Here is a 26,422-nt window from a genome sequence, read left to right as displayed (position 1 = left end):
TCTCATGCGACCAGCGCGAGCGCGTCGGCACCCGCGGGAAAATGGGGACACCCGCTCTGGTCGTGCACCACCTGCCACACCGCCTCGGCGACATCGGCCTCGGTGGTGAACAGCGCGGGTTCGGCCATGCCGGCAAGGATCGGTGCGGCATAGCTGCCATAAGGTTCGGGCAGCACGTCTTCGAGGCGGATTTCGGTATTCTGCGCGAAGGCGGTCGTCGGGCCATAGCCCGGCTCGACCAGCTTTACCGCGATGCCAAGCGGCGCCAGTTCGTGCGCGAGCGATCCGGTGAAGCCCTGGATCGCGGCCTTGCTTCCCGTGTAAGCGGCGGCGAGCGGGAAGGAGGCGAGCGTCGCCGACGAGGTGATGTTGACGATGACGCCCGATCCGCGTTCGCGCATCTGCGGGATCACCGCCTGCGTCATCGCGATGGTACCGAGCGTGTTGGTGGCATAGACGTCGCGGATCTTCTGCGGTGGCGAATGTTCGAGCGCGCCGAAGAGGCCAATACCGGCATTGTTGACGAGCGCGTCGATCGGGCCGGCCCGATCGAGCGCGAGCGCGATGCTGTCCGGGTCGGTGACGTCGAGCGCGAGGACGCGCAGGCGATCCGACGATGCGAACAGATCTGGCTTCGGCCGGCGCATCGTCGCGACGACGTTCCAGCCCAGTGCATGGAAATGACGCGCGGTTTCGAGGCCATAGCCGGAGGAGCAGCCGGTAATGAGGATCGTCTTCATAGGTTTTCCTTTCTTAGTTCGATGAAAGGAAACTAGACGACAGACGACGGACCATCTATAATTAGAAATCCACATTTAATTAGCGATAGTCCATATGTCCGATCCGCTTTCCGACCTAATCGGGCTACTCCGCCCGCGCACCGTTTTTGCCAAGGCGATCAGCGGCGCGGGCGACTGGGCGGTGCGCTATGGCGATTTCGGTCATCCGGGGTTTTGCACGGTGATCGACGGACGCTGCCGGCTGGCCGTCGATGGTGCGGAGGCGGTAACGATCGAGGCGGGCGATTTCATCTTCCTGCCCGCAACCCCCGGCTTCACCATGTCGGGCTTCGAACCCGCCGAACCCGTCGTCGTTGATCCCCATGCCACAGCGGGTCTTGCAGGAGAGGTCCGCCACGGGCGGCAGGAGGGCGACGCCGACGTGCGGATGCTTGGCGGCTATTTCGTTTTCGAATCGCCCGACGCCGGGCTGCTCGTGTCGCAGCTTCCCGCGCTCATTCACCTGCGCGGCGCCGAGCGGCTCGCAACACTCGTACGGCTGGTGCGCGAAGAAGCGGGCGAGGAGCGGCCCGGATGCGACCTGATCCTGTCGCGGCTGGTCGAGGTGCTGATCGTCGAAGCGCTGCGCTCGGTCGAGGGAGACAACGCCCCGCCGGGACTGCTGCGGGGCTTGAGCGATCCGCGACTCGCGGCGGCCATCCGGCAGATCCACGGCGCACCGGCGCGGGCATGGACGGTCGCCGCGCTCGCGAAGGAAGCGGCGCTGTCGCGTTCGGCCTTTTTCGAGCGCTTCGCGCGAACCCTCGGTGTGCCGCCGATGGAATATCTGCAAGGCTGGCGCATGAGCATCGCCAGGGATTTGCTGCGCCGCCGCGCGGGCAAGATCGAGGAGATTGCAAGCCAAGTCGGCTATGGGTCGGCGAGCGCCTTCAGCACCGCCTTCACCCGCCACGTCGGGCTGCCGCCGAAGCGCTTTGCGATGACCGCCTAATCGGTGCCGAACTGCTCAGCGAGCTTGGCGCGCCGCACCTTCCAGGTTTCGGCGAGCACCGGCACGTCGCGCAAGGCGCGGAGGTCGGCTGGGCGGTCCTTCGCCTCGCCGCCGACCAACAGGCCAAACAGCGAGGACAGCGGCCAGTCGGGCCAGGGTCGCTCGACGAGGTCGAGCGTGTCGCCCGCGCGCACCTGCCCCGATTCGAGCACGCGGTAATACCAGCCCGTCCGCCGCGTCTTGACCACCTGCGCCATCACCCCCTTCGCCCCGAAACGGTGATCGAGCTTCCAGCACGGCTGGCGCGCCTGCGTCACTTCGACGAGCGCGCTGCCGAGGCGGAAGCGGTCGCCGAGGAAGACATTCTGCTCGTCGAGGCCGGATGTGGAGATATTTTCCCCGAACGCACCCGGCGCATCGAGCAAGGACGCATCGCCCAGATACCCGCGCCACCAGTCATAATGGTCGGCGGGATAATGGTGGATCGCCTTGTCGATGCCGCCATGCACCGTCCGGTCGGCCTGCTCGTCGCCGGCAAGCCCCATGGGGCCGACGGCAACCCGATGCGCCACCGGCAGCTTGCCGATGGCGCTCGGTTCATCGCCGCGGAAGGGCTGCGACTTGCCAAGGAGGACAGCGAGAATCGGCGTTTCCATGCCGCCGATTGCATAGACCCCGCCGCCGGAATGGCAATCGTCAGGCCCCGGCGAGTGCTACAGATTTTTGCGTGCGCGATGCGAGCACGATCGCGAGTCCGGCCACCGCCATCACCGCGCCCGCAATCGATACCGCCGGGAAACCGAGGCCGAGGCCGATCACCCCGCCGCCGACCGCGGCCCCGATCGCATTGCCGAGGTTGAACGCCCCGATATTGACCGCCGAGGCGAGGTTGGGCGCATCCGACGCCGCCTCCATAACCCGCATCTGGAGCGGCGGGACGATGGCGAAGGTCGCGACGCCCCACAGGAAGATCGTGACCGCCGCCGCAAGCGGCGAGTACATCGTGATAGCAAACAGGATCAGCATCGCCGCCAGCCCGGCGAGCGAGACGATCAGCGTGCGGTCGATCGAGCGGTCGGCAAACACCCCGCCGAGCCAGTTGCCGGCGGTGAGGCCGAGGCCGTAGATCACCAGCATCGCGGTCACGAACAAGGTCCCTGCCCCCGTCGCTTCGGTCAGGATCGGCGCGATATAGGTGAACACGGTGAACATCGCCGCCGAACCGATCGCGGTGAGCGCGAGCGCGACGAGCACTTCGCGGCGCTTCAGCACACCGAGTTCGGCGAGCATGTTGCCGCCCTCGGCGCGCGGGATGTCGGGCAGCGCGAAACGCAGCGCGGCCATGGTGATGAGGCCCCAGATCGCGATCGCGCCGAACGCGGTGCGCCAGCCGAAGGTTTCGCCGACCCACGGCGCGAGCGGCACGCCGATGACATTGGCGAGCGTCAGCCCCATGAACATCGCCGCGACCGCGCTCGCGCGCTTTTCGGGCGCGACGAGGCTGGCGGCGACGACCGAGCCGACGCCGAAGAAGGCGCCATGGTTGAGCGAGGTAATGACGCGCGCGACCATCAGCGTCGTGTAATCGCCCGCGATGGCGGAGAGGAAATTGCCGAGCGTGAAGATCGCCATCAGGCCGATGAGCAAGGTCCGCCGGTTCATCCGCGCGGTGGTGAGCGTCATCAGCGGGGCGCCGAGCATCACGCCGAGCGCATAAGCAGAAACGAGCAGTCCGGCGGCGGGGATCGACACCCCCAGCCCCTCGGCCATGTCGGGCAGCAGGCCCATCGGGGCGAATTCGGTGATGCCGATGCCGAAGGCGCCGGTCGCGAGGGCCAGCAGCGGGAAGTTGATTTTCATGGGAGAGGTTCCTGTTAGACGAGCGGCGGGTTCAGCCGCGCGAACCCCGCCTGCTGCCGGTAGGGCGTGTGCGGATAGGGCGGCAGGACGTCGCTCGCGGCGTCGAGCGCGGCCACTTGCTCCGCGGTGAGCGCCCAACCGACCGCACCGAGATTCTGCCGCAGCTGCTCCTCGTTGCGCGCGCCGATAATCACCGACGACACGGTGGGGCGCTGGAGCAACCAGTTGATCGCGACCTGCGGCACCGTCTTGCCGGTTTCGGCCGCGACGGCTTCGAGCGCATCGATCACGCGATAGAGCAGTTCTTCCTCAACGGGCGGCGCAAACTGTTCGGTTTCGTGCAGGCGGCTGCCCGCGGGGACCGGACGGCCCCGCCCGATCTTGCCGGTGAGGCGACCCCAGCCGAGCGGGCTCCACACCATCGCGCCGACACCCTGATCGGCGGCGAGCGGCATCAGGTCGGCTTCATAGGCGCGGCCGATCAGCGAATAATAGACCTGATGCGCGACGAAGCGCGGTTTGCCGAGCCGGTCGGCGGTGGCCTGCGCCTTCATCAGTTGCCAGCCCGGATAGTTGGAGACGCCGGCGTAGCGCAGCTTGCCCGCGGCGATCAGCGCGCCGAGCGTGTCCATCAATTCGTCGACCGGGGTCGATGCGTCGAAGGCGTGGAGTTGCAGCAGGTCGATATGGTCGGTGCCGAGCCGCCGAAGCGCATCCTCGACCGCGCGGATCAACCGGCTGCGCGAGGCGCCCCAGTCTTGCGGCCCGTCGCCCATCGGCAGCCCGGTCTTGGTCGAGATCAGCACCGCGTCGCGGCGTCCCTTGATCGCCTCGCCCAAAATCGCTTCGGACGCGCCGTTCGAATAGACGTCGGCGGTGTCGAACAGCGTGACCCCGGCGTCGAGGCTGACGTCGATCAGCCGCCGCGCCTCGGCGGCGTCGCTGGTGCCCCACGCGCTGAACAGCGGCCCCTGGCCTCCGAACGTCCCGGTTCCGAAGCTCAGCGCGGGAACGCGCAGCCCCGATGATCCCAATTGACGATATTCCATGATCCAGCCCTTTCGCTTGCGTATAGAATGCATAGATGGACTCGGCACCTCGCACGGAGTAGCGCCGATACAGGCGAAGGATTTTTGAAATGAACGCAAAGATAGAAAATGGGGGCGATCGCGCGCGATCGATGGAAGTCTTTGCCGCAACGGTTGCAGAGGGCAGTTTTTCCGCCGCCGGCCGCTGCCTTGGCCTCACGCCATCGGCGGTCAGCCGCACGATCGACCGGATCGAGGGGCGGCTGGGGGTGCGCCTGTTGTTGCGCTCGACGCGCGCGCTCGCGCTGACCGCCGAGGGCGAGGCCTATCTGCGCGCCGCGCGGCGCATCCTCGCCGACCTGGGCGACGCCGAGCAGGCGATCGCCGATCAGGGCGCGCCGCGCGGCCGCCTGCGCGTCAGCGCCGCGCAGGCGCACGGGCGGATGACCATCGTGCCCTTGCTCGGCGAGTTTGTGCGCCTTTATCCGCACATCCTTGTCGACATCAGCCTCGCCGACCGGCTCGTCGACCTGGCCGCGGGACAGGCCGATGTCGCGATCCGTTTCGGCCCGCTCGCCGACAGCCTGCTCACCGCGCGCAAGCTGGGCGAGAGCCGCCGTGTCATCATCGCCTCCCCCGCTTATCTTGCCGCGCACGGCACGCCGCGCGTGCCCGAGGATCTGCACGGCCATAATTGCCTGAACTTCAATTTCCGCCGCGCCGAGCCGACCTGGCCGTTCCGCGACGGCGACCGCGAATATGCGCTGGCAGTTCAGGGAAATATCGAAGCGAACAATGGCGAGACGCTGGGGCAGCTTGCCGCTGCGGGGGTCGGCATCGCGCGCGTCGGCGCGTTCAGCATCGCCGAAGAGATCGCGAGCGGCGCGCTCGTGCCGATATTGGAGGATTATAATCCGGGCGATGTCGAGGCGATCCACGCGGTGTTCGCCGGCGGCGCAAACACCCCGGCGCGGGTGCGCGTGTTTGTCGATTTCCTCGCCGAACGGCTGGGCCGGGGTGGGTGAGGCGGGGAGCAGCCGCTTTCTCTCCCTTTGTCATTCCCGCGAAAGCGGGAACCCGGCGATGGGCCAGCCAACGGACGCTCTGGGTCCCCGCTTTCGCGGGGATGACGAAAATCGGAGACGGCAGCTAGCGACCGATTGCGGAGGTTGCGAGCAACGGGGAAGCGACCGCAAGCGGACTAGATGAAAGCTAGTGGTTCAATACCGAGAGCGATACCGAGGCGGGCCATGTCCGTGAGCAAGGTCACGTCGAAAACCTCTCCCCTTTCACCCGGCGTCCATGTGATGAAGAAATTGAGTGTCCCGCCAGTCTGGCGAAGTTCGGCAATGAATGCAGCCGACGGTGCAATCCGTTTCAGGGTCTGGCGTAGAAAATCAGCAAGCTCGCCATCATCGCCCTTGCCGATATCGAACGCGCAGTAGCTTTCTGTGTAAGCCCCCGGCAGCAATTTGCCATTTGGTGTCGCACGCCGCTCCCCTGCTGCCCAGGAACGAACAAACGGCAACCCTATTCCCTTTATGATACGCTGTGGATCAGCGTAGGGATGTCTGACTTGCAGCGAGACACGATAACTAAAGGCCATTCGGTCAACCTAAAGGACCCTAAGCCAGCCCGCTAGGGTCCGCTTTCGCTGGATGCGCGCAAGTAGGAACTTCCGCTGCGCGCCCCATATCGGCCGTTAGCTGCAGATTTGACGCCAAAGACCGCAATCCGACCGGAAGCTGCCATCAACAAACTCGTCATCCCGGCGAAGTCCGGGATGACGGATAAGGGAACGTCCGCCTCCCACCCAAAGCAGACGGAAGCCGCCGGGTTGAGACAAGCCGATGCCGATGGGCTATCGTGCCGCGATGACTAACGAGATGATCGAGCTTCCCGTCCGCCGCCTCGGCCTTGCCGAACCCGGCGACACGATCCTGACGCGCAGCACCGCCGTCGAGGCGCCGGTGTCGGTCGAGGTCGGCGGCATCGGTTATGCGGTGATGATGGCGACGCCCGCCGACCTTGAAGATTATGCCGTCGGCTTCGCGCTCGGCGAAGGCCTCGTCGAGACGGCCGATCAGATAAAGCGCATCGACGCGCACCCGATTGAGGGCGGCTGGGCGCTGCGCATCTGGCTGCCGCCCAATCGGAGCGACATCGCGCTCGAACGCGCGCGCAAGCGGGTGAGCGAGAGCAGCTGCGGCCTCTGCGGGATCGAGAATATCGAGGAGGTGCTGCGCCCGCTCCCCCCCGTGGCCGCGCGGATCGCGACCGATCGCAACGCCATTGCAGCGGCGCTCGCGGCGCTGCGCGATCATCAACCGCTCGGGCGCGCGACCGGCGCAGTCCATGCCGCGGCCTTTTGCTCGCCCGGCGGCGACATTTTGTGCGCGCGCGAGGATGTCGGACGGCACAACGCTCTGGACAAGCTGGTCGGCGCCTTGGCGCGGGCGAGCATCGATGCGGCGACCGGCTTCATCCTGCTCTCGGCGCGGTGCAGTTACGAACTGGTCGAAAAGACCGTCCGCGCGGGCTGTCCGATGCTCGTCACCATATCGGCGCCTACCAGCCTTGCGGCCGAACGCGCCGTGAAGGCGGGGCTGACGCTCGTCGCGCTGGCGCGGACGGACTCGGCGCTGATCGTGAGCGATCCGCACGGAATGATCGCGTGAAGACGCTCGGCGCGGTGCTCGCCGGCGGGCGGTCGAGCCGCTTCGGGTCGGACAAGGCGCTGGCGATGCTCGATGGGCGGAGCTTGCTCGACCATGCGTTGGCGGCGCTGGCCCCGCATTGCGATGCGATGATCATCGTCGGCCGGGGCGAGATCGCCGATTGGCCGCGCGTCGACATGGGGCCGCTTGGCGGGATGGCGGGGGCGCTGATCCATGCGGCGGGCGCGGGTTTCGACCGGGTGCTGACCGCGCCGGTCGATTGCGTGAAGCTGCCCGGCGACCTGCGCGCGCTGCTCGAACCCGCGCCGGCCTTTCTCGACACGCAGCCGGTGATCGGACTGTGGCCCGTCGCGGCGCTCAGCGACCTCAAGGCGATGCTGGAGAATGAAGGCGACCTTGCGGTCCGGGCCTATGCGCGGCGGATCGGGGCGCGGGCGGTGCAGAGCGATTTCGTGCCGCCGAACGTCAACAGCACCGCCGATCTCGACCGGCTCGCGGCGTCATGACCCGCCGATCGCGTTCACGGTGAACGCCAATATTCCCATGTTGAAGACGAACGCCGCCATGCAGTGGCCGAGCACGACGCGGCGCATATGCGCGCCCGATATCGTAACGTCCGAGGTCTGGAAGGTCATGCCGAGCGTGAAGGCGAAATAGAGAAAGTCCCAGTAACCGGGCTCCCTGGCCCCCGGCACCTCGACGCCGCGCTGGTCGCGGCCGTCCTTCTGCAGATAATAGAGATGCGCATAATGGAGCGTGAACACCATGTTCGCGAACAGCCACGCAAGCGCGAGCGTCGCGACGATCAGCACGATATCCGCGCGGTCGAGCGCACCGGGGCTGGCGATCAGCGTCCCGACCGCGAACAATATGACAAGCGAGAGCAGCACGGTGATCGCGAGCAGGCCCGCGCGGTTGGCATCATTCTGTTCGGCGGTGCAGCGCATCTGTTCGGGGTCGGCCTTGAGAAGCGGCGCGAGCGAGCAGAGGAAGATGAAGGCGGCGACATCGAAGCCGATCAACAGCGCCGCGCGCGAATCGCCGCCGAGCGCCGATGCCCCGCCGCCGACGACGACCAGCGCGGCGGCAAAGATCAGGAAGCGCGCCGGGGCAATGCGGTGGCCGACGGCGGCCGTCATGCGGCGACGACGCGCACCGGGATCGACTTCGCCGCGGGACAGCCGCTCGTCTTGTCATAATGGCCGAGGGGGAGCAGCGGGTTGAGTTCGGGATAATAGCCCGCGACCGAGCCGCGCGACATCGGATAGTCGAGGATCGTCAGCCCCTCGACGCGGCGCGCGATGCCGTCGACGCCGATGGTTTCGAGCGCGACCTTCGCGCCCGCCTCCAGCCCGTGCGCCGCAATATCGTCGGCGTTCATGAACAGGACCATGCGGTCGTTATACACGCCGCGATAGCGGTCGTTGTAGCTGTAGATCGTCGTGTTGAACTGGTCGTGCGAGCGGACGGTGGCAAGGCGCAGCATGTCGGGATCGTCGACCGGCGCGTTGACCGCAAGCCCCGGCAGCACGAGGAAATTGGCCTTGCCGTTCGGCGTCGCCCACACCCGGCGGCGCGGCGGGATGTCGAGGTGGAAGCCCATCGGCGCCTTGAGACGCTCCGAAAACCCCTCGTAGAGCGCGGGATAGACGGCAGCGATCTTGTCGCGGATCAGGCTGTAATCGTCGATATAGCTGGCCCAGCCGGTCTTGCTGTCGGGCAGCGTCGCCATCGCCATGCGGCAGACGATCTCGGTTTCGGGCAGCAGATGCTCGCTCGCGGGTTCGAGCACGCCGCGCGAGGCGGTGACGTTCGACATCGAATCCTCGATCGTCACGAACTGCTCGCCCTTCACCGTCTCGATGCGTTCGGAGCGCGCGACGACGGGCAGGATCAGCGCGTCCTTGCCGTGCACCAGATGCCCGCGGTTGAGCTTGGTCGCGATCCCGACGGTAAGGTCGAGTTTGCGCATCGCATCATAGGAGCGGTCGGTGTCGGGCACCGCGCGGATGAAATTGCCGCCGAGGCCGATGAAGACCTTGGCGGTGCCCGCCAGCATCGCCTCGACCGACTCGACGGTGTGATGACCGTCTTCGCGCGGCGGTTCAAAGCCGAAAACGTCGCGCACCCGATCGAGATAGGCCTGCGTCGGTTTCTCGTCGATGCCGACGGTGCGGTCGCCCTGCACGTTCGAATGGCCGCGGATCGGCGAGATGCCCGCGCCGGGCTTGCCGTAATTGCCCTTGAGAAGCAGCAGGTTCGCGATCTGCTGGACGAGTTCGGACCCCCGCTGGTGCTGGGTGATGCCCATGCCGTAGCAGATGAGGGTCGCGTTCGAGCGGATGTAGATTTCGGCGCAGCGGCGGATCTGCGCCTCGTCGATCCCCGCCGCGGCGACCAGCGCCGGCCATTCCTGCGCCTCGACATCGGCCTTCAGCGCCGCGAAGCCCGAAGTATGCGCGGCGATGAAATCATGGTCGAGCACGCTCTCGCCCGCCGCCTCGCGCTCGAACATCACCTTCATCATACCCTTGAGCAGCGCGAGGTCGCCGCCGATCCTGATATGGACGAATTCGCTGCTGATCTCGGTCGACCCGAAGGTCGCCATCTGAACGATATCCTGCGGCTCGGTGAAGCGGACGAGCGCGCGTTCGGGCATCGGGTTGACCGCGACGATCGGGACGCCGCGCTTTCGCGCCTCGACCAGCGGCGTCATCATCCGCGGCGCGTTGGTCCCCGCATTGTGGCCGATCAGGAAAATCGCCTCCGCATGGTCGAAATCCTCGAGGATCACCGTGCCCTTGCCGACCCCGATCGAATGCGGCAGCCCGCGGCTCGTCGGTTCGTGGCACATGTTTGAACAGTCGGGGAAATTGTTCGTGCCGAATTCGCGCACGAAGATCGAATAGAGGAACGCCGTCTCGTTCGCGGTGCGCCCCGAGGTGTAGAATTCGGCCTGATGCGGGCTTTCCAGCGCGCGGAGGTGCTTGCCGATCAGCGCGAAGGCATCGTCCCAGCTGACCGGCACATAATGGTCGGTCGCGGCGTCGTAGCGCATCGGCTCGGTCAGGCGGCCCTGCATCTCCAGCCAATAGTCCGACTGCGCCATCAGGTCGGTCACGCTGTGCTGCGCAAAAAATTCGCGCGTGACGCGGAATTTCGTCGCCTCGTGCGCCAGCGCCTTCGCGCCATTTTCGCAGAACTCGAGCTTCTTGGTGCAGCTGGCGTCGGGAAAGGCGCAGCTCGGGCATTTGAACCCGCCCGGCTGGTTCATCGACAGCAGCGCGCGCGATCCCTTGGTGACGACACTTTGTTCGAGCAGCACCTTTGCGGTCGCCGCCGCCGCGCCCCAGCCGCCTGCCGGGCTATCATATGTCTTGTAGCGGGGTTTCCGGTCGGCCATCGCCCCGAACTAAAGCATAGCTCCAGGCGCTAATCCACGAGTCTTTGGTGTCGGAGGGGGCTCATATTGGTGAACCATTGCTCGCCCGCCTCGCGCCGGCGCTGCATGACCTCCTCCTGAAATTCGAACATGCCAGGAAACAGGCCCCGCCTCGCCACCGGCCCGGCGCCGAACACCATGAAATTTTCCGCATCACCATAGGCCAGCCACGCCGGCGCGCCCTCCGACGAAGGGGTGCCGCGCGCGGCGAAGGACGCCCAATAATCGATCATTTGCCGCGCCAGCGCGCGATCGGCTTCGCCCGCCGGCATCGGCCAGTTGGGCATGCCGCCAAGCGGGCGCCCCGCAATCCCGAAAGCAAAGGGCAGTTCGCTCGCGTGGAAAGCGCAGAGGCCGCGGGCGCGCGCGGCGGAATAGCAATGATCGAAAAGGTAGAGATAGGCGGGCTGCCCGGCGCGCGCCTGTTGCCGCACAAGCCGCTCGGTCGCCCAGCCATAGACGGCGTCGCGCGTCGCCGCGAGCAGACTCTCCTCCAGGTCCGACGCGGGATAGATCCGCAGGAAGGCGGGCGCGAGGTCGCCGTAGCGCTGCACGATTTCGGCCTGATAAGCCGCCGCATCGGCGGGCGCCGGAGGGACCAGCGCGCGTTGGGTGCGGACTTCGCCGCTGTTGAACCCCGCGAGAACCGGGACTTTTGCCTGTTCGCCGCGGTCGAAAATATCGACGAGCTGGCCGGGCACGACCGCTCCGTCGATCACGGGCTGCGCGATGAAGCGCGCGCGCATCCCGGCGGCGACGAGCGCCTTCGCATCGACGCGGCGTAGCGCCGCAAGGTCGGAGGCGCCCAAGCTTTGCGCCAGCGCGGTTCCCGTCGCCTCGGCGGAGTTCATGCCGAAGGCGGGGTCGCGGAGATGCGGCACCGCGCGCATATTGGTGCTCTGGACGATCGCTTTCGCGAACAGGCCCTTCGCGCGCGGGCTGGCGAGCAGATAGGTTGCGCTGAGCGCGCCTGCCGACTCTCCCATGACGGTGACGTTCGCGGGATCGCCGCCGAACGCACCGATATTGCGTCGCACCCATTCCAGCGCCGCGATCTGGTCGAGCAGGCCGTAATTGCCCGATACGCCTTCGGCCGATTCGCCGCTGAGCGCCGGATGCGCAAGCCAGCCAAGGACGCCCAGCCGATAGTTGATCGACACGAAGACGATGCCGCGCCTCGCAAATCCGGCGCCATCGTACATCGGGCTGGCGCTCGATCCATATTGCAGCGCGCCGCCGTGGATCCAGACGATCACCGGCGCGCGACCGGCGCGTTCGGGCGCCCAGATGTTGAGCGTCAGGCAATCCTCGCTCATTGGCCGCGGCGGCTCGAAATACACGCTCGCGGCGGGAAAGGCGGGCTGGACGCAGTCGGCGCCGAAGGCGCGCGCGTCGCGCACCCCCGTCCACTTCGCGGGAGGCGCGGGTGGGCGCCAGCGGCGTTCGCCGACCGGGGGCGCCGCATAGGGGATGCCGCGAAAGACGCGCAGCCCGTCCTCCCGAGCGCCCGCGACGCGGCCTTCGGAGATCGTCGCGGCCGGCGGATCGGCGGCCAATAATGGACCGCCCGCCGCAACGGCGACCAGACAAAGAGCCAGGGCGAATAGCCGGCGAAGTGCCGCGATGCCCGTCATCACCATCTCTCCCTTTGGCGATGCTTGCCATCGTCCTGCGCTCGACTTACGCTCACACGCGAGTGAATATCAAGCGCCGAGAGTGCGCGAACGAACGGATGGGGAGGGCAAGATGACGGAACCCACGCGGCGGGGCTTTCTGGCGGGCGCAGCGGTGCTTCCGCTCGCGACCGCAGCGAACGCCGATGCGGCGGCCGCGCCGGACGCGATCGCCGCCGATCTTGCGACCTATATCGGCTTCGGCAACAAGCAGTCGGGGGGCGCGGGCGACACCGCCTGTGGTCATTGGCTCGCGACCGAGCTCGAGCGCGCAGGCTTCACGGTCGAAAAGCCGCCGATCAGCGTCCCCTGGTTCGAGGGGGAGCGGTGCGAGATCGTCGCGGGCGATGCACGCGCACCGCTCCACCCGCAGCCGATCGTCACGCCGACGCCGGGCAACGGCGTGACAGGGCCGCTCGTCCGCGTCGACGCGCATGGCATGACCGACGCGCCTCTCGCGGGCGCGATCGCGCTGATCGACCTGGCCTATGGCCGCTGGTCGTCGACACTCGCCAAACCGGTGCGCGCGCCGGTCGATGCCGCCTTCGCGGGCGGCGCGAAGGCGGCGGTGATCGTGACCAACGGACCCACCGGGCAGGTCATCGCGCTCAACGCCGATGGCCGCGCGCCGATGTTCGCGGGACCGGTCGGCCTGCTCGCGCCCGCCGGGGCGGCGCCTTTCCTGGACGCCGCGATGCGGCACCAGCCGGCGCGGGTGGCGTTGGCAGGCCACGGCGGGCGCCGGGCGGCGTTCAACGTGATCGGCCGGCTCGACCGCGGCAAGGGGCGCTGGATCGTGGTGTCGACCCCGCGGTCGGGCTGGTTCGGCTGCGCGGGCGAACGCGGCGGCGGCATCGCCGCCTGGCTCGATTTCGCGCGCGCCGCGCCGGCGCTGCTGCCCGATCATGATCTCGCCTTCCTGTGCAACAGCGGCCATGAATATGAAAATCTGGGCGCCGAAGAGGCGCTGAAGGCCGCGGCGCCCAAGCCCGCCGAGACGCATTTCTGGCTCCACCTCGGCGCCAATCTCGCCGCGCGCGACTGGCACGAGGGATTGTTCGGACTCGCCCCGCTCGCGGGCAGTGATTCGCAGCGTTACCTCGTCGTCAGCCCGCCGCTGTTGCCCGCCGCCCGGCGATTGTTCGCCGGGCTGGCGGGGCTCGAATCGCCTTATTCCAGCGAAAAACTGTCGGCCGGCGAGCTCACCGCGATCATCGCCGCGGGCTATCCGTCGGTTGCCGGCATCTTCGGCGTCCACCGCTTTCATCATGTGGCCGACGACGACGCGCGCTGCGTCGATGCCGCCGCGGTGGCGGCGACGACGGCGGCGTTCCGGCGCTTGCTTGTCGCCGCCGTCTGATCCTTCCGTCAGGCTTCGATATCGCGCTTGTAGGTTTCGGGCAGGAACAGGATGCCGACAACCGCGGTGATCGCGGCGATCACCACCGCATACCACAGCCCCTGATAGATATTGCCCGTCGCCGCGACCATCGCGAAGCCGATCGTCGGCATGAAGCCGCCGATCCAGCCATTGCCGATATGATAGGGCAGCGACAGCGAGCTGTATCGGATCCGCGCCGGGAACAATTCGACGAGCAGCGCCGCGAGCGGGCCGTAAACCATCGTCGCGAGCACCCCGAAGAGGCAGAGGATGCCGATGACCTTGAGCTTGTTCACCGCTGCCGGGTCGGCCTTGTCGGGATAGCCCGCCGCGTCGAGCCCCGCCTTTGCCGCGGCGCCGAAGGCGGCGACCGCCGCGGCGCGCTCCGCATCGCCCAGCCCCGCCGGATCGGGCACCGCGACCGTCCGATCGCCGATACGCACGGAGGCGACCGTCCCCGCCGGCGCCTCGACATTGGCGTAATTGACGCCGTTCTTGGCGAGGTAGGATTTGGCGATGTCGCAGCTCGTCCGGTCGAACGTGTTTTTCCCGATCGGATCGAACTGGAACGAGCATTCGCCGCCGTGCGCGACGACCTGCACCGGCGACCGTTCGACCGCCGTCGCCATCGCCGGGTTCGCCGCCGCGACGAGCGCCTTGTACGCCGGGAAATAGACGAAGATCGCGACGACGCAGGCGGTCATCATGATCGGTTTGCGGCCGATCCTGTCGCTCAGCCAGCCGAAGAAGACGAAGCAGGGGATGATGAGCAGGAGCGCGGTGGCGACGAGGAAATTGGCGGTCGCGCCGTCGACCTTGGCGACGCGTTCGAGATAGAAGAGCGGATAGAGATGCGCGGCGAAGCCGATCACCGCCTGCCCCGCGACCGCGCCGAACAGGGCGATCAGCACGATCTTCAAATTCCGCCATTCGCCGAAAGCTTCCTTGAGCGGCGCCTTCGAGGTCGCACCCGCCGCCTTCATCCGCCGGAACACGGGACTTTCCTCGAGCTGCAGCCGGATCCACAATGTCACCCCCAGCAGCAGGATCGAGAAGATGAAGGGCAGGCGCCAACCCCACGCGTTGAAGGTCTCGGCATCCATGAAGGTGCGCAAGCCGACGACGAAGGACGAGGCGAGGATGAGCCCGAGCATCGCGGTGGTCTGGATGAAGCTGGTATGGAAGCCGCGCTTTCCGGGCGGGGCATGTTCGGCGATATAGACGGCAGCGCCGCCATATTCGCCGCCGATCGCGAGCCCCTGGAGCAAGCGCAGGATCATCAGGATGATTGGCGCGGCGATCCCGATCGTGTCGTAACCGGGCAGGAAGCCGACCGCAAAGGTCGACAGCCCCATGATCGCCATGGTGACGAGGAAAGTGTTCTTCCGCCCGACGATGTCACCGACACGCCCGAACACCAGCGCCCCGAACGGCCGCACCGCAAAACCCGCGGCAAAGGCCATAAGCGCGAGGATGAAGCCCGTCGTCTCGTTCACCCCCGCAAAGAAATGGTGCGACAGCGCGGTGGCGAGCAGGCCATAGAGGTAGAAATCATACCATTCGAACACCGTCCCCAACGAAGAGGCGGTGATGACGAGTGCTTCATTCTGTTTCTTGTCCTCGCCGGCGGGCAAGGCTTCCGCGTCGGTAGCCATATTTCCTCTCCCATTTATCCCGGCAGCCGCGGCGGGCTTATCGGCCCGTCCGCGTGCGCCGCCGGGGATTATCCGTGCGCAGCGGCAACCGCCGGCGCGTCGAAACCTGCGCTCGCCAGCTCGCGTTCGGCCTGCGTGAAGCCATAGGCGGGGACGATCTCGCCGCAGCGGTCGGCGACGCGGTCCCACTCGGCGGCGACGCGCTCGGCCGCGCCGTCGCCCTGCCCCACATAGATACCGCCGGTCAGCGTCACATGCGCCGCCGCGAAATGCCCGGCGCCGGCGCACAGGATCGCGCGCGTCGGCGCATCGTCGCCGACCAGCGCAAGCAGCCCGGGGCTCACCGCCTCGGGCGCCAGACGCGCGAGCGCGTCCGCCGCGAGCACGCCATCGGTCATTGCCGTCGCCGCGGTCGGCGCGAGGCAGTTGACGCGGACATTATATTTATCGCCCTCGATGCCGAGCGTCTGCATCAGCCCGACGAGCGCCATCTTCGCCGCGCCATAATTGGCCTGCCCGAAATTGCCGTAGAGCCCCGACGAGGAGGTCGTCATCACGATGCGACCGAAACGACGTTCGCGCATCTGGTCCCACACCGCCTTCGAACAGATCGCGGCGCCCATCAGGTGGACGTCGACCACCAGCCGGAAATCGGCGAGATCCATCTTCGCGAAGCTTTTGTCGCGCAGGATGCCGGCGTTGTTGATCAAAATGTCGATCCCGCCCCACGCCTCGGTCGCCGTGGCAACCATCGCCGCGACCTCGGCTTCGTCGGTCACCGAGGCGACGGCGGCCATCGCGACGCCGCCGGCCCCGGCAATCTCTGCGGCGACGCGCGCGGCGGCATCGCCGTCGCGATCATTGACCATAACGCGCGCGCCGTGCCGCGCGAGCATCAGCGCATGCGACCGGCCGAGTCCGCCGCCCGCGCCGGTCACGATCGCCACCCTGTCCTTCAGCTCGTTCGTCATTCCATTTCCTCTTGTCTTATCATAACTCACTTGTGAGTGAATATTATTGTCGCGCGGACGGCGGGATGCGCGTCGTCGTCGCCAGGTCGTCTAGCCCCTGTCCTGCTTGCGCTGGTCGCAGATTTCGCGGAAACCCGCGGCCATGAAGCGCGCCATGCGCGCCTTGACCGCTTCATAATCGTCCGAGTGGCAAAGGCCGTGCGACAATTTGTCGATGCGCCCGGTGCGCGCGAGCGTCAGCATCAGCGCGCCGGTGACGAAATGATAGCCCCAGAAAATATCTTCCTCGGCCGCGTCGGGCAGCGCCTTTTTCAGTATCTCGATCAGGCGGAGCACGACGGGGTCGAAATATTTGTCCATGAACTCGGCGCCCTCGGGGCTGTTCGACGCCTGCGCGCCGAAGGCGCCATAATTCTTCCAGCCCTCGCCGCCCTGGATGTAGAGGTCGAGGTCGGTGTCGAGGAAGGCATGGAGCGCGCCCTCAACCGTCGGCTTGCCGCCCGCCGCGCGGTCATAATCGTCGAGCGCCTGCATCCTTTTGTCGATCGTCACCACCGCGCGCCGCGCGAACACCGCGTCGAACAGCGTCCGCTTGTCGTCGAAATAATAGTTGAGCAGCGTGTGGTGGACCCCGACCTGCTTCGCGACATCCTTCAACGTCACGCCGTGAAAACCATGTTTCGAAAACAGGAGTTCGGCGGTGTCGAGGATCTGCTCCATCATTTCGGCGCGCTGTTCCGCCTTCGACGGGCGCTTCACCGCACTCTTTGCCTTCGACGCCAAATCCTTGTCCTTCCGCACATCATCCGCACTCGTCGCGCCGCCGTGGCCCAACGGGCCTACACCTGTCCGTAATCGGCCCGCAATTGCATTTTGTCGATCTTGCCCGTCGGCGCGAGCGGCATCGCGTCGAGCCGCACGATCGCGTCGGGGATCCACCAAGACGCCACGCGTTCGCGCAGCGGCGCGAGCAGGTCGTCGTCGCTGACCGACGCGTCGTTGGTTTCGACCAGCAGGATCGGCCGCTCGCCCCATTTGGGATCGCTGCGGCCGATCACCGCGGCGAGGCTCACCTGCGGCAGCGCGCCGACCAGCGCCTCGATCTCGGCGGGGTTGATCCACTCGCCGCCCGACTTGATCAGATCCTTCGACCGCCCGGTGATCGTCAGATTGCCGGCGCGGTCGAGCCGCGCGAGATCGCCGGTGTCGAACCAGCCATCGGCGTCGGTCGCGGGCGCATCCTGCCCGAAATAGCGTTCGACGACGCTCGGCCCGCGGACGCGCAAATGCCCCTCGGCGCCGCGCTGCTCGGCGAGCGCGCGTCCCTCGGCGTTGGTCAGCAGCAGGTCGACGCCGATCGCGGGCTTTCCCGACACGCCGGCGGTGCGGTCCGGATCGCCGGGGACCGCGGCGGTGCCGAGCGGCGACAATTCGGTCATGCCCCAACTCGTCTGCACCTCGGCGCCCAGCCGCCGCTCGATCCGCTCCATCAGCGCCGGCGGCATCGGCGCGCCGCCGACGAGGATGCGCTCGAGCGTCGGCACCTTGCCGCCCTCGCGCTCGAGATGCTCGACCAGCCCCAGCCACACGGTCGGCACACCGACGCCGGCGGTCACGCCCTCGCCACGGATCAGCGCCGCCAGATGCGCGCCGTCGCTGTGGCGTCCGGGCAGCACGAGCTTGCCGCCGACGGCGGGCACAGAAAAGGGCAGCCCCCAGGCATTGGCGTGGAACATCGGCACCACCGCGAGCACCGCGTCGCGCGCGCGCACGCCCATCACGTCGGCCTGCAACTGGCGCATCGTGTGGAGGTAGCAACCGCGATGCGTATAGGTGACACCCTTTGGCGCGCCGGTGGTGCCCGAGGTGAAGCAAAGCCCCGAGGGGCTGTTCTCGTCGAAGGCACCCCATGCGACATCGGCCGACGCCGCAGCGAGCACGGCATCAAGCGCGCCCACCGCGATGCGGCCTTCCCCTCCGCCCGCGTCGGTATCGGCGGCGTCGAGCAGCAAGATCTGCCGCACGGTCCCGACGTTGCGCGTCGCCGCTTCGGCAAGCGGCAGCAGGTCGGCGCTGACGAGCAGGATGCCCGCTTCGGACTGCACCAGCATCGCGCCGATCTGCGCCGCGGTCAGCCGCGGGTTCAGCGTGTGACACACCGCGCCCATCCCGATGATCCCGTACCAGCTTTCGAGATGCCCCTGCGTATTCCACGCGAGCGTCGCGACGCGGTGCCCCGCGCGCACGCCCATCGCATGGAGCGCCCCCGACACCGCACGCGCGCGCTCGTAAAGCGCGGCATAGCCGATGCGCGCGACCTTTCCGTCCGCCCCGGCCGACACGGTTTCAGCGTCGGGGTGCCATTTGGCGGCGTGGGAGAGGAATTTGTCGAGCGTCAGGGCATAGGACTGCATCGAACCGTCGATCATTGGCACCCCGCGGCTTTCGGCGGCAACGGCGGCGAAATGACGCCGATATTCCAGTTCCACGGCGTATCGCCCGCCGCGCGGCGACGGCACATCACCGCTTCGTGGAGCGCCGCGGTGCCGGGGAGCAGCCGGTGCCCGGCCTTCGGCGCCTCGGCGATATGCAGGAAGCCGGCGTCGTCGGAATAGGCGGGCCATTCGGGCTGGCCCTTTGCCTGCGGTCGGCCGCCGCGCGCGAAACTCGCCCAATAATCGCCCATCGCACCGGCTAGCTTGCGCTCGGCCAAGTCGTCCGGGATTTTGGGCCACAGCGGCGGCGTCTTGCCCGCGGTGCCGAAAATATAGGGCAGCTCGGCGGCGTGGAAGGCGTGGAGCTTCCACTCGACGGTCGCCGGATAGCCATGGTCGAAATAATAGAGATAGGCGCCTTGCCCCAACGCCGCCTGGTTCGACACCAGCCGTTCGGAGGTCCAGCCGTACATCGCGTCGCGCGTCGCGGCGAGCATGCTTTCCTCGATAGTCTTCGCCGGATAGCGCGCAAGGAAGGCGTCGGCAAATTCGCCGTAATTGGCGCGGATCGCGGCTTCATAGGCCGCGGCATCGGCGGGCGGCTTGGGCAGCAGGAAGCGCAGCGAGCGGATTTCGCCGGCGTTGAAGCCAGCGAGGATCGGCACCGGCGCCTGCTCGTTCCGGTCAAAGCTGTCGACGAGCTGGCGCGGCACCCTCTTGCCGTCGACGACGGGGAAAGGGAAATAGCCCGTCGCCGGCGCCTTTTCGGCGATCTCCTTCGCGGGCATCGCGCGCAGCGCCGCGAGGTCGGCGGCGCCGAGCTTCGCCGCCAGGTCGGTCCCCTGCGCCTCGGCCGGGACCATGCCGCTGAGCCGCTCGCGCAGCCCCGGCGCCGAGACCATATAGGCGCTCTGCGCGACCGCCTTGTGGAACAGGCCGCGCGCGGCCGGCGCGGTCATCAGATACATGACGCTGAGCGCGCCCGCCGATTCACCCGCGATCGTCACATTGCCCGCGCTGCCGCCAAAGGCGCCGATGTTGCGCTTGACCCATTCGAGCGCCGCGACCTGGTCGAGCAGCCCGTAGTTGCCCGACACGCCGTCGGCCGATTCCGCGCTCAGCGCCGGATGCGCGAGCCAGCCGAGCGCACCGAGCCGGTAGTTGATCGACACAACGACGATGCCGCGCTCGGCGAGCGCGCTGCCGTCATAGATCGGATCGCCGCCCGACCCGCCGGTCAGCGCGCCGCCGTGGATCCACACGAACACCGGCGCATCCTTCACATCCTTCGGCGCCCAGATGTTGAGCGACAGGCAATCCTCGCTCATCGCCGGCAGGTCCCAGGCATAGATGCTGGGGCCGCGCGGGCCCGGCTGCATGCACGCGGCGCCGAATTTGGTCGCGTCGCGCGTGCCGTCCCAGCCCTCCGCCGGCTGCGGCGGCGCCCAGCGCAGCTTGCCGACCGGCGGCGCGGCAAAGGGGATGCCCTTGAAGGCACGTATGCCTTTCGTTTCGCTACCCTCGACCTTGCCCGCGGGCGAATCGACCATCGGCCCCGCCGCCGCTGCCGGCGCCGCGCAGAGGGCGGAGACGGCGAGCGCGACGCGTGACAGGCGGCGGATCATCGGACCGTTCATCTCACCGGCCCGATCAGAAGCGATAATTGGCGCGGACGCCGATCGTGCGCGGACGCATCCGGGCGTAACGGCCGTCGAGGAACGCCTCGGGATGGACATAGGTGACCTTGCTGTCGTCGAAGAGATTTTCGACATAGGCGCCGAGGTCGATCGCCCCCAGCTTTGCCCCGGCATAAAGGTTCACATTGGTCCACGCCTCGGTGAAGTCATAGGTCGGGGCGACGGCATTGGGATTGCCCGGCACATTGGGGAACTGGTTCGGGAATGCCCCCGCGTGCGACACATTGACCGCGGCATAGGCGGTGTCGGCGCCGCCGATCGGGAAGTCGTAACGCAGCGTGCCCGACCCCTGGAAGCGCGGCGAGGCGAGACGCGTCCCGAGCTCGGCGCCCGAAATCGCGGCTTCGCCCGGGGTCAGGTCGGTCACCTTCGCGCGGTTGAAAGAACCGTTGAGCGCGAGGCTCAATCCCTGCACCGGCCGCGCGATGAACTCGAACTCGAGGCCATAGCTTTCGGCGCCGCCGATGTTGGTCGCGAACTGGATCGAATCCGACACGCGGTTCGCCTGGACCTGAATATCCTTCCAGTCGATATAATAGGCGGCGATATTGGCGACGAGATCGCCGCCGAGCCAGCGTCCCTTCAGCCCGAGTTCGTAATTGGTGACGCTGTCCGATTTCGCGCCGTCGGGGATGATCAGGTCGTTCGGGTCGATCGCGCTGACCAGCCCGGCGCGCGCATTGACGACGGGCGTGCGGAACCCCGTCGAAACGGTCGCATAGGTGGTCAGGCTGTCGACGGGCTTCCACGACACGCTCGCCTTCCACGACAGGCGGTCGTCCTTGACCTTCAGCCCTTCGGCATAAGCGATCGGCGTGACGGTGAGCGGGATATTCTCCAGACCGAGGAAGGCGATGGTCAGATAATTGCTGTTGTATCCGCCGCCGCGGGTGAAGCTCTGCACCTCGGTGCTGCCGTAGCGCAGCCCGCCCGTGACCCAGAAACGGTCGCTGAAGCGTCCGGTCACTTCGCCGAAGCCGGCGATCTCTTTCTGGTCGGTATAGCTGTTGAACCGCTGGTAATATTCGTCGGGCAGCCCGGTCAGATTATTCTCGGTCAGATATTCGAGGCTCGAACGATAGGCGAAATCGACGCTGCGGCGCTTGTCGTAATAGAAAAAGCCCGCGACCCATTCGATCGGCCCGTCGTGACGCGACACCAGCCGCGTTTCCTGCACGAACAGATCGTCATAGCCATATGCGTCGAGCGCGAAGGGAAAGGCCTGCGCAAAGGTGCCCGCGAGGTCGACATAGAAGGACGCGTCATAGTCCGACAGCGTCGTCGAGCTGATCAGCTCGGCAAAGTCGAACTCGTAGTTGATCGTCAGATTATAATTGGTGAGCTTGCCCTGGAACAGGTCGGGGCGGTCCGAATTGCGCACGAACTTGCCGAGCAGCGGGTTGGTCAGCCCCGAATCGGCGGGCTTGCTGTTCTCGTATGACGCGAGCAGTTTGACCTTCATCCGGTCGCTCGGCTGGAGGAGCAGGATCGCGCGCCCGCCGAACGCCTCGAGGCTGTTCGCATCCTCGACGCCGGTGCCGATATTGTCGACCCAGCCTTCCTCGTTGCGATAATAGCCCGTGACGCGTAGCCCGATCTCGTCCTTCATGATCGGCAGGTTGACCATCGCATTATAGCGCTGGCGCACCGAACTCGACCCGGTGAGGCCGAGATCGACGCTCGCCGACGCTTCGAAATCGTCGAGGTCGGGGCTCTTCGTGATGATCCGCATCGCGCCCGCGAGCGAGTTCGATCCGAACAGCGTCCCCTGCGGCCCGCGCAGGAATTCGACGCGCTCGACGTCGTACAGATTGGGGTCGAGGATCGTCGAATTGCCATTCGCCGAAATCGGCAGCTCATCGACATAGATGGCAACCGCGCTCTGCAGGCCGGCCGAATAGCCGTTGGTGTTGATCCCGCGCGCGGTGAAATTGTTGAAATTCTGTGTCGGCCGGTTGACGACGATGCCCGGCGTATTCTGGGCGATGCCCTCGAACCCCACGATACCGAGGTCGTTGAGTTCCTCCTGCCCGAACGCGGTGACGCTGAGCGGCACGTCTTGCAACCGGGCGGTGCGGCGGGTCGCGGTGACGATGATGTCGCGGTCATCGCGCTGCTGGTCCTGCGCTATGCTATCCGTGGGCGGCGCTTCGGCCTCCTGGGCCATGGCCGAAACGGGCGACGCGAACAGAACGACCGCCGAGGCGGACGCAAAAAGCTGAGCCTTCATATCAAACTCTCCCTCCCGTCAGCGGTCGTTGCCGCCGATCAGGGCTCAGCTTATCGGCAAGATTCTCACGCGAGTCAATATTCACTATCGTGTGTGTGAATAAAATTCGAAATCCATGAAAGCCCCCTTCCAGGCATTCAAATATAAAGGAAATTTCCGCGTTTTTACCAGCCGGACGGCTTCGTCACCCGCTGATCGGGTCCAATCCGCCCATCACCGCGGTCAGCGCCAGCGCATTCTCGCGCTCCATCGCGCTATGCCCCGCGTTGGTCACGACGTAGGTGACGGGCTCCGACCCCGCCCCGCGCAACGCCGCGACAAGCCGCGACGCCTGCGTCAGCGGGCACACCTCGTCGAAGCGGCCATGGACGATATGGATGGGGATCGACGCCAGCACGTCGATATTGTCGAAGAAATGCCCCGCCGGAAGGAACAGCCCATTGGCGAAATAATGCGCCTCGATCTGCGCGAAGCAGAGCGCGAAATCGGCTTCGCCGAACTTGCCCGTGTCCGCCGTCTCGGGGATCATGTTCGAGATGACACCTTCCCACAAGGACCAGGTCAGCGCCGCCTTCAGCTGGCGCTCCTTCTCGGCCTCGTTCGCCGGGACCATATCGAAAATCGCCTTGTAGGATTTCATCACGTCGCCGCGCTCCTCCGGCGTCAGCACCGACAGCAGCTCGGCCCATTCGCCCGGATACTTCATATAGGCACCGGGCTCGGTCAGGCCGTAGGGATCGTCCGCCCATGTCGCGGCATTGCCCTGATAGAGATAGAGCAGGTCTTCGGACGCGCCGAGGAAGATGCCGCGCAGGATCAGGGTCGCGCAATGCGCCGGATGCGCGATTCCATAGGCCATCGCCAGCGTGCTGCCCCAGCTGCCGCCGAAGACATGCATCGGCCCAGCGACCTCGAGTTTTTCGCGCAATTTCTCGATATCGCCGATCAGGTCGGCGGTGGTGTTTTTCGCGAGCGCCACCGCGGGGCCCGCCGAGGCGACATTGGGCTCGCTCCTGCCGCAACCGCGCTGGTCGAACAGGATCACGCGGTAGCGCTTCGGGTCGAAGAAGCGCGCCATGACGGGCGCGCAGGCGCCGCCGGGGCCGCCGTGGAGGAACATCACCGGCTCACCCGCGGGATTGCCATATTCCTCCCAATAGATGCGGTGCGCGGGATCGCGGTCGACCTCGAGCCAGCCGAAATTCAGGCAGGGCGGCTGGGGATAGATCCAGTCGTCGCCGATCTTGCTCGTCGCCTGCAACCGCGAAAAATCCATGTTTCTTCCTTCACCTGTGATGATGCAGCCAAGGGGCATGAAATATCGGCTTAACCTGGCGCGCCATGATGTCCAGCCGCCGGGACCCTATGGTGCACATCGTCGTCCCGGCGAAGGCCGGTTGACCCGCATCCCCGAAAAGTTCAGACCACCCCCGTCGCAAAAAAGGGGAAGCATTTCATGCGCAAACTGGCATTGTTCGGGGCGAGCCTTCTCGCCCTCACCTCGCAGATCACGCTTGCGCAGGAGGACCAGCCGCCCGCCGCGCCGCCCGCCGAAACCGCCGCCCCGGCCGAAACGCCCGCCGCCATGTCCGGCTCCGCCGTCGGCAGCGCGAGGCTCGCCCCCAACCGCCGCTTCACCGGCGCCGACCTTTTCGACCTCGCCATCGCCGCCGATCCGCAGATCAGCCCCGACGGCCGCCACATCGCCTATGTCCGCCGCGCGAACGACATCATGACCGACCGCGCGGTGAGCTCGATCTGGCTGATCGACACGCAGACCGGCGAGGAAACCCCCGTCGCCGGGCAGGGCGACGGCGCCTTTTCGCCGCGCTGGTCACCCGACGGCAAGCGCATCGCCTTCGCCTCGACCGAGGGCGGCAGCGCACAGCTGTGGGTGCGCTGGATGGACGGCGGCGAGGCGGTTCGCCTCACGGGCCTGCCCACCAGCCCGTCGAGCATCGCCTGGTCGCCCGACGGCCGTTCGATCGCCTATACGATGCTCGTCAAGGACGAAGGGCCAAAGTTCGGCAGCGCCCCCGCGAACAAGCCCGAGGGCGCGAAATGGGCCGAGCCGCTCGAAATTCGCGACCTCCTCACCTATCGCGCCGACGGCGAAGGCTATGTCGAGCCCGGCTTCGAAAAGATCTTTCTCGTCCCCGCGGCCGGCGGCTCGCCGCGCCAGCTCACCTTCGGCCCCTATCACGACGGCGGCCCGCTGAGCTGGTCGCGCGACGGCCGCACGCTCTATTTCGCCGCGAACCGGCGCCCCGACTGGGAGAGTGATCCGGTCGAAAGCGAAATCTATGCGCTCGATGTGGCCGGCGGCGGCGTCACCGCGCTCACCGACCGCAACGGCCCCGACGCCAACCCGCTCGTCTCGCCCGATGGCGGCAAGATCGCCTATCTCGGCTTCGACGACGCCTTGCGCGCATACGAGAACACGCAGCTCTATGTCATGAACCGCGACGGTTCGGGCGCGCGCAGCCTGACCGCCGATTGGGACCATGGCGTCGATGCGATCGAATGGGCCGCGGACGGCAAGTCGGTATATGCGCAATATGACGACCATGGCGAAACGAAGGTCGCGCGCATCGGCCTCGACGGATCGGTGCGCGGCGCCGCGACCGGCCTTTCGGGCGGCGGGCTCGACCGCCCCTATACCGGCGGCAGTTTCTCGGTATCGGACGGCGGCGCGATCGCCTTCACCGGCGGCACACCGACGCGTCCCGCCGAAGTGCAGCTTGCGCGCGGCGGATCGACGCGGATGCTCACCGACCTCAACCGCTCGCTTCGCGAAGTGAAATCATTCGGCGCGGTCCGCAAGATCACCGCCGCCTCCAGTCACGACGGCAAGACGATCGAGGGCTGGCTGACGCTGCCGCCCGGCCATGTCGAAGGCCAGCGCGTGCCGCTGATCCTCGAAATTCACGGCGGGCCCTTCGCCGCCTATGGCCCGCATTTCGCGACCGACAACCAGCTCTATGCCGCCGCGGGCTATGCCGTGCTCTCGGCGAATCCGCGCGGCTCGACCAGCTATGGCGCGGCCTTTGCGAACGAGATCGACAAGGCCTATCCGGGCAACGACTATTTCGATCTGATCAGCATCGTCGATCGCGCAATCGAACTCGGCGTTGCCGACCCGAACGCCCTGTTCGTCACCGGCGGTTCGGGCGGCGGCGTGCTGACGAGCTGGATCGTCGGCAAGACCAACCGGTTCAAGGCCGCGGTCACGCAAAAGCCGGTGATCAACTGGACGACGCAGGCGCTCACCGCCGACGGCCCCGCATTTTTCGGCCGCTACTGGCTCGGCGCGCAGCCGTGGGAGAATCCCGAACTTTACTGGTCGCGCTCGCCGCTGTCGCTCGTCGGCAATGTCGAAACGCCGACGATGGTGGTCGTCGGAGCCGAGGATTACCGCACGCCGGTCAGCGAATCCGAACAATATTACACCGCGCTTCGCCTCCGCGGCGTGCCCACGGCGCTGGTCAAGGTGCCCGGCGCCAGCCATGGCGGCATCGCCGCGCGCCCGTCGCAATCGGCCGCCAAAGCCGCCGCAATCCTCGCCTGGTTCGAGAAATACCGGAAAGGCTGGACGCGGCCTGCGGGGGAATAACGCCATGTCAGTGTCGTGGTAGGGAGCG

Annotated in this window: 21 protein-coding genes; 6 read left to right on the top strand and 15 right to left on the bottom strand. The window is 66.9% G+C overall.

Annotated features, from left to right (window positions below):
* Positions 1–2 precede the first annotated feature (2 nt).
* A complete protein-coding gene (locus tag HDC29_RS03285; protein ID WP_179494344.1) occupies positions 3–740 on the bottom strand; it encodes an SDR family oxidoreductase in 738 nt (245 codons plus the stop codon).
* Between the two features lie 94 nt (positions 741–834).
* Between HDC29_RS03285 and HDC29_RS03280 the strand changes: the two genes are divergently transcribed.
* Positions 835–1,731, top strand: a complete 897-nt coding sequence (locus HDC29_RS03280; protein WP_179494342.1) for an AraC family transcriptional regulator — start codon at positions 835–837, stop codon at positions 1,729–1,731.
* Here the strand turns inward: HDC29_RS03280 and HDC29_RS03275 are convergent.
* The 3 genes from HDC29_RS03275 to HDC29_RS03265 are packed head-to-tail and all read right to left on the bottom strand — an operon-like array spanning position 1,728 to position 4,640.
* The gene (locus tag HDC29_RS03275) at positions 1,728–2,387 is read right to left on the bottom strand and encodes an MOSC domain-containing protein (RefSeq protein WP_179494340.1); all 660 of its coding nucleotides are present in this window, start codon (positions 2,385–2,387) and stop codon (positions 1,728–1,730) included. The two genes, HDC29_RS03280 and HDC29_RS03275, sit on opposite strands and share 4 nt — an antisense overlap.
* A 40-nt stretch (positions 2,388–2,427) precedes the next feature.
* Positions 2,428–3,591, bottom strand: coding sequence for an MFS transporter (locus HDC29_RS03270; protein ID WP_179494338.1), 1,164 nt, complete (start codon positions 3,589–3,591; stop codon positions 2,428–2,430).
* A 14-nt stretch (positions 3,592–3,605) separates the two neighbouring features.
* Positions 3,606–4,640: an aldo/keto reductase gene (locus HDC29_RS03265; protein WP_179494336.1), complete on the bottom strand. Its 1,035-nt coding sequence runs from the start codon at positions 4,638–4,640 to the stop codon at positions 3,606–3,608.
* 89 nt (positions 4,641–4,729) lie between these two features.
* Here HDC29_RS03265 and HDC29_RS03260 point away from each other — a divergent pair, with 89 nt between their 5' ends.
* A complete protein-coding gene (locus tag HDC29_RS03260; protein ID WP_179494334.1) occupies positions 4,730–5,644 on the top strand; it encodes a LysR family transcriptional regulator in 915 nt (304 codons plus the stop codon).
* Positions 5,645–5,820: 176 nt separating this feature from the next.
* On the opposite strand, the gene HDC29_RS03255 is transcribed toward HDC29_RS03260, so the two are convergent.
* Positions 5,821–6,225 carry a hypothetical protein gene (locus HDC29_RS03255; protein WP_179494332.1) on the bottom strand — a complete coding sequence of 135 codons (405 nt, stop codon included), beginning with the start codon at positions 6,223–6,225 and terminating at the stop codon, positions 5,821–5,823.
* Between the two features lie 250 nt (positions 6,226–6,475).
* On the opposite strand from HDC29_RS03255, the gene fdhD reads away from it, so the two are divergent.
* A complete protein-coding gene (gene fdhD / locus HDC29_RS03250; protein WP_257018013.1) occupies positions 6,476–7,297 on the top strand; it encodes a formate dehydrogenase accessory sulfurtransferase FdhD in 822 nt (273 codons plus the stop codon).
* Positions 7,294–7,803, top strand: coding sequence for an NTP transferase domain-containing protein (locus tag HDC29_RS03245; protein WP_179494330.1), 510 nt, complete (start codon positions 7,294–7,296; stop codon positions 7,801–7,803). Before fdhD ends, HDC29_RS03245 begins: the two co-directional genes overlap by 4 nt.
* Here HDC29_RS03245 and HDC29_RS03240 read toward each other — a convergent pair.
* Genes HDC29_RS03240 through HDC29_RS03230 form a run of 3 tightly spaced genes read right to left on the bottom strand, consistent with a single transcriptional unit; the run spans position 7,798 to position 12,373 of the window.
* Entirely contained in the window at positions 7,798–8,436 is a 639-nt protein-coding gene (locus HDC29_RS03240; RefSeq protein WP_179494328.1) for a DUF1345 domain-containing protein, read from the bottom strand. The two genes, HDC29_RS03245 and HDC29_RS03240, sit on opposite strands and share 6 nt — an antisense overlap.
* Positions 8,433–10,700 carry an FdhF/YdeP family oxidoreductase gene (locus HDC29_RS03235; RefSeq protein WP_179494325.1) on the bottom strand — a complete coding sequence of 756 codons (2,268 nt, stop codon included), beginning with the start codon at positions 10,698–10,700 and terminating at the stop codon, positions 8,433–8,435. The genes HDC29_RS03240 and HDC29_RS03235 overlap by 4 nt, the downstream gene beginning before the upstream one ends.
* Positions 10,701–10,729: 29 nt before the next feature.
* On the bottom strand, positions 10,730–12,373 hold the full coding sequence (locus HDC29_RS03230; RefSeq protein WP_179494309.1) for a carboxylesterase/lipase family protein: 1,644 nt from the start codon (positions 12,371–12,373) through the stop codon (positions 10,730–10,732).
* 112 nt (positions 12,374–12,485) lie between these two features.
* Here HDC29_RS03230 and HDC29_RS03225 point away from each other — a divergent pair, with 112 nt between their 5' ends.
* Positions 12,486–13,772: a hypothetical protein gene (locus HDC29_RS03225; protein ID WP_179494307.1), complete on the top strand. Its 1,287-nt coding sequence runs from the start codon at positions 12,486–12,488 to the stop codon at positions 13,770–13,772.
* 8 nt (positions 13,773–13,780) lie between these two features.
* On the opposite strand, the gene HDC29_RS03220 is transcribed toward HDC29_RS03225, so the two are convergent.
* The 7 genes from HDC29_RS03220 to pip form a co-directional block, all read right to left on the bottom strand.
* Entirely contained in the window at positions 13,781–15,448 is a 1,668-nt protein-coding gene (locus HDC29_RS03220; protein WP_179494305.1) for an MFS transporter, read from the bottom strand.
* Positions 15,449–15,516: 68 nt separating this feature from the next.
* On the bottom strand, positions 15,517–16,419 hold the full coding sequence (locus HDC29_RS03215; protein WP_179494303.1) for an SDR family NAD(P)-dependent oxidoreductase: 903 nt from the start codon (positions 16,417–16,419) through the stop codon (positions 15,517–15,519).
* 90 nt (positions 16,420–16,509) lie between these two features.
* The gene (locus tag HDC29_RS03210) at positions 16,510–17,202 is read right to left on the bottom strand and encodes a TetR/AcrR family transcriptional regulator (RefSeq protein WP_218844291.1); all 693 of its coding nucleotides are present in this window, start codon (positions 17,200–17,202) and stop codon (positions 16,510–16,512) included.
* A 56-nt stretch (positions 17,203–17,258) separates the two neighbouring features.
* A complete protein-coding gene (locus HDC29_RS03205) occupies positions 17,259–18,908 on the bottom strand; it encodes an AMP-binding protein (protein WP_373562751.1) in 1,650 nt (549 codons plus the stop codon).
* The gene (locus HDC29_RS03200) at positions 18,845–20,479 is read right to left on the bottom strand and encodes a carboxylesterase/lipase family protein (protein WP_179494301.1); all 1,635 of its coding nucleotides are present in this window, start codon (positions 20,477–20,479) and stop codon (positions 18,845–18,847) included. The genes HDC29_RS03205 and HDC29_RS03200 overlap by 64 nt, the downstream gene beginning before the upstream one ends.
* A 25-nt stretch (positions 20,480–20,504) precedes the next feature.
* Entirely contained in the window at positions 20,505–22,781 is a 2,277-nt protein-coding gene (locus HDC29_RS03195) for a TonB-dependent receptor (RefSeq protein WP_179494298.1), read from the bottom strand.
* 184 nt (positions 22,782–22,965) lie between these two features.
* Positions 22,966–24,057 carry a prolyl aminopeptidase gene (gene pip / locus HDC29_RS03190; protein WP_179494296.1) on the bottom strand — a complete coding sequence of 364 codons (1,092 nt, stop codon included), beginning with the start codon at positions 24,055–24,057 and terminating at the stop codon, positions 22,966–22,968.
* A gap of 180 nt (positions 24,058–24,237) precedes the next feature.
* Between pip and HDC29_RS03185 the strand changes: the two genes are divergently transcribed.
* Positions 24,238–26,394: a S9 family peptidase gene (locus tag HDC29_RS03185; protein ID WP_179494294.1), complete on the top strand. Its 2,157-nt coding sequence runs from the start codon at positions 24,238–24,240 to the stop codon at positions 26,392–26,394.
* Positions 26,395–26,422 lie beyond the last annotated feature (28 nt).

Origin of the sequence: Sphingopyxis sp. JAI108, assembly GCF_013410105.1 — a bacterium.
In the GTDB taxonomy this organism is placed as follows: Bacteria; Pseudomonadota; Alphaproteobacteria; order Sphingomonadales; family Sphingomonadaceae; genus Sphingopyxis; species Sphingopyxis chilensis.
This window is presented reverse-complemented; position numbering and strand designations above follow the sequence as displayed.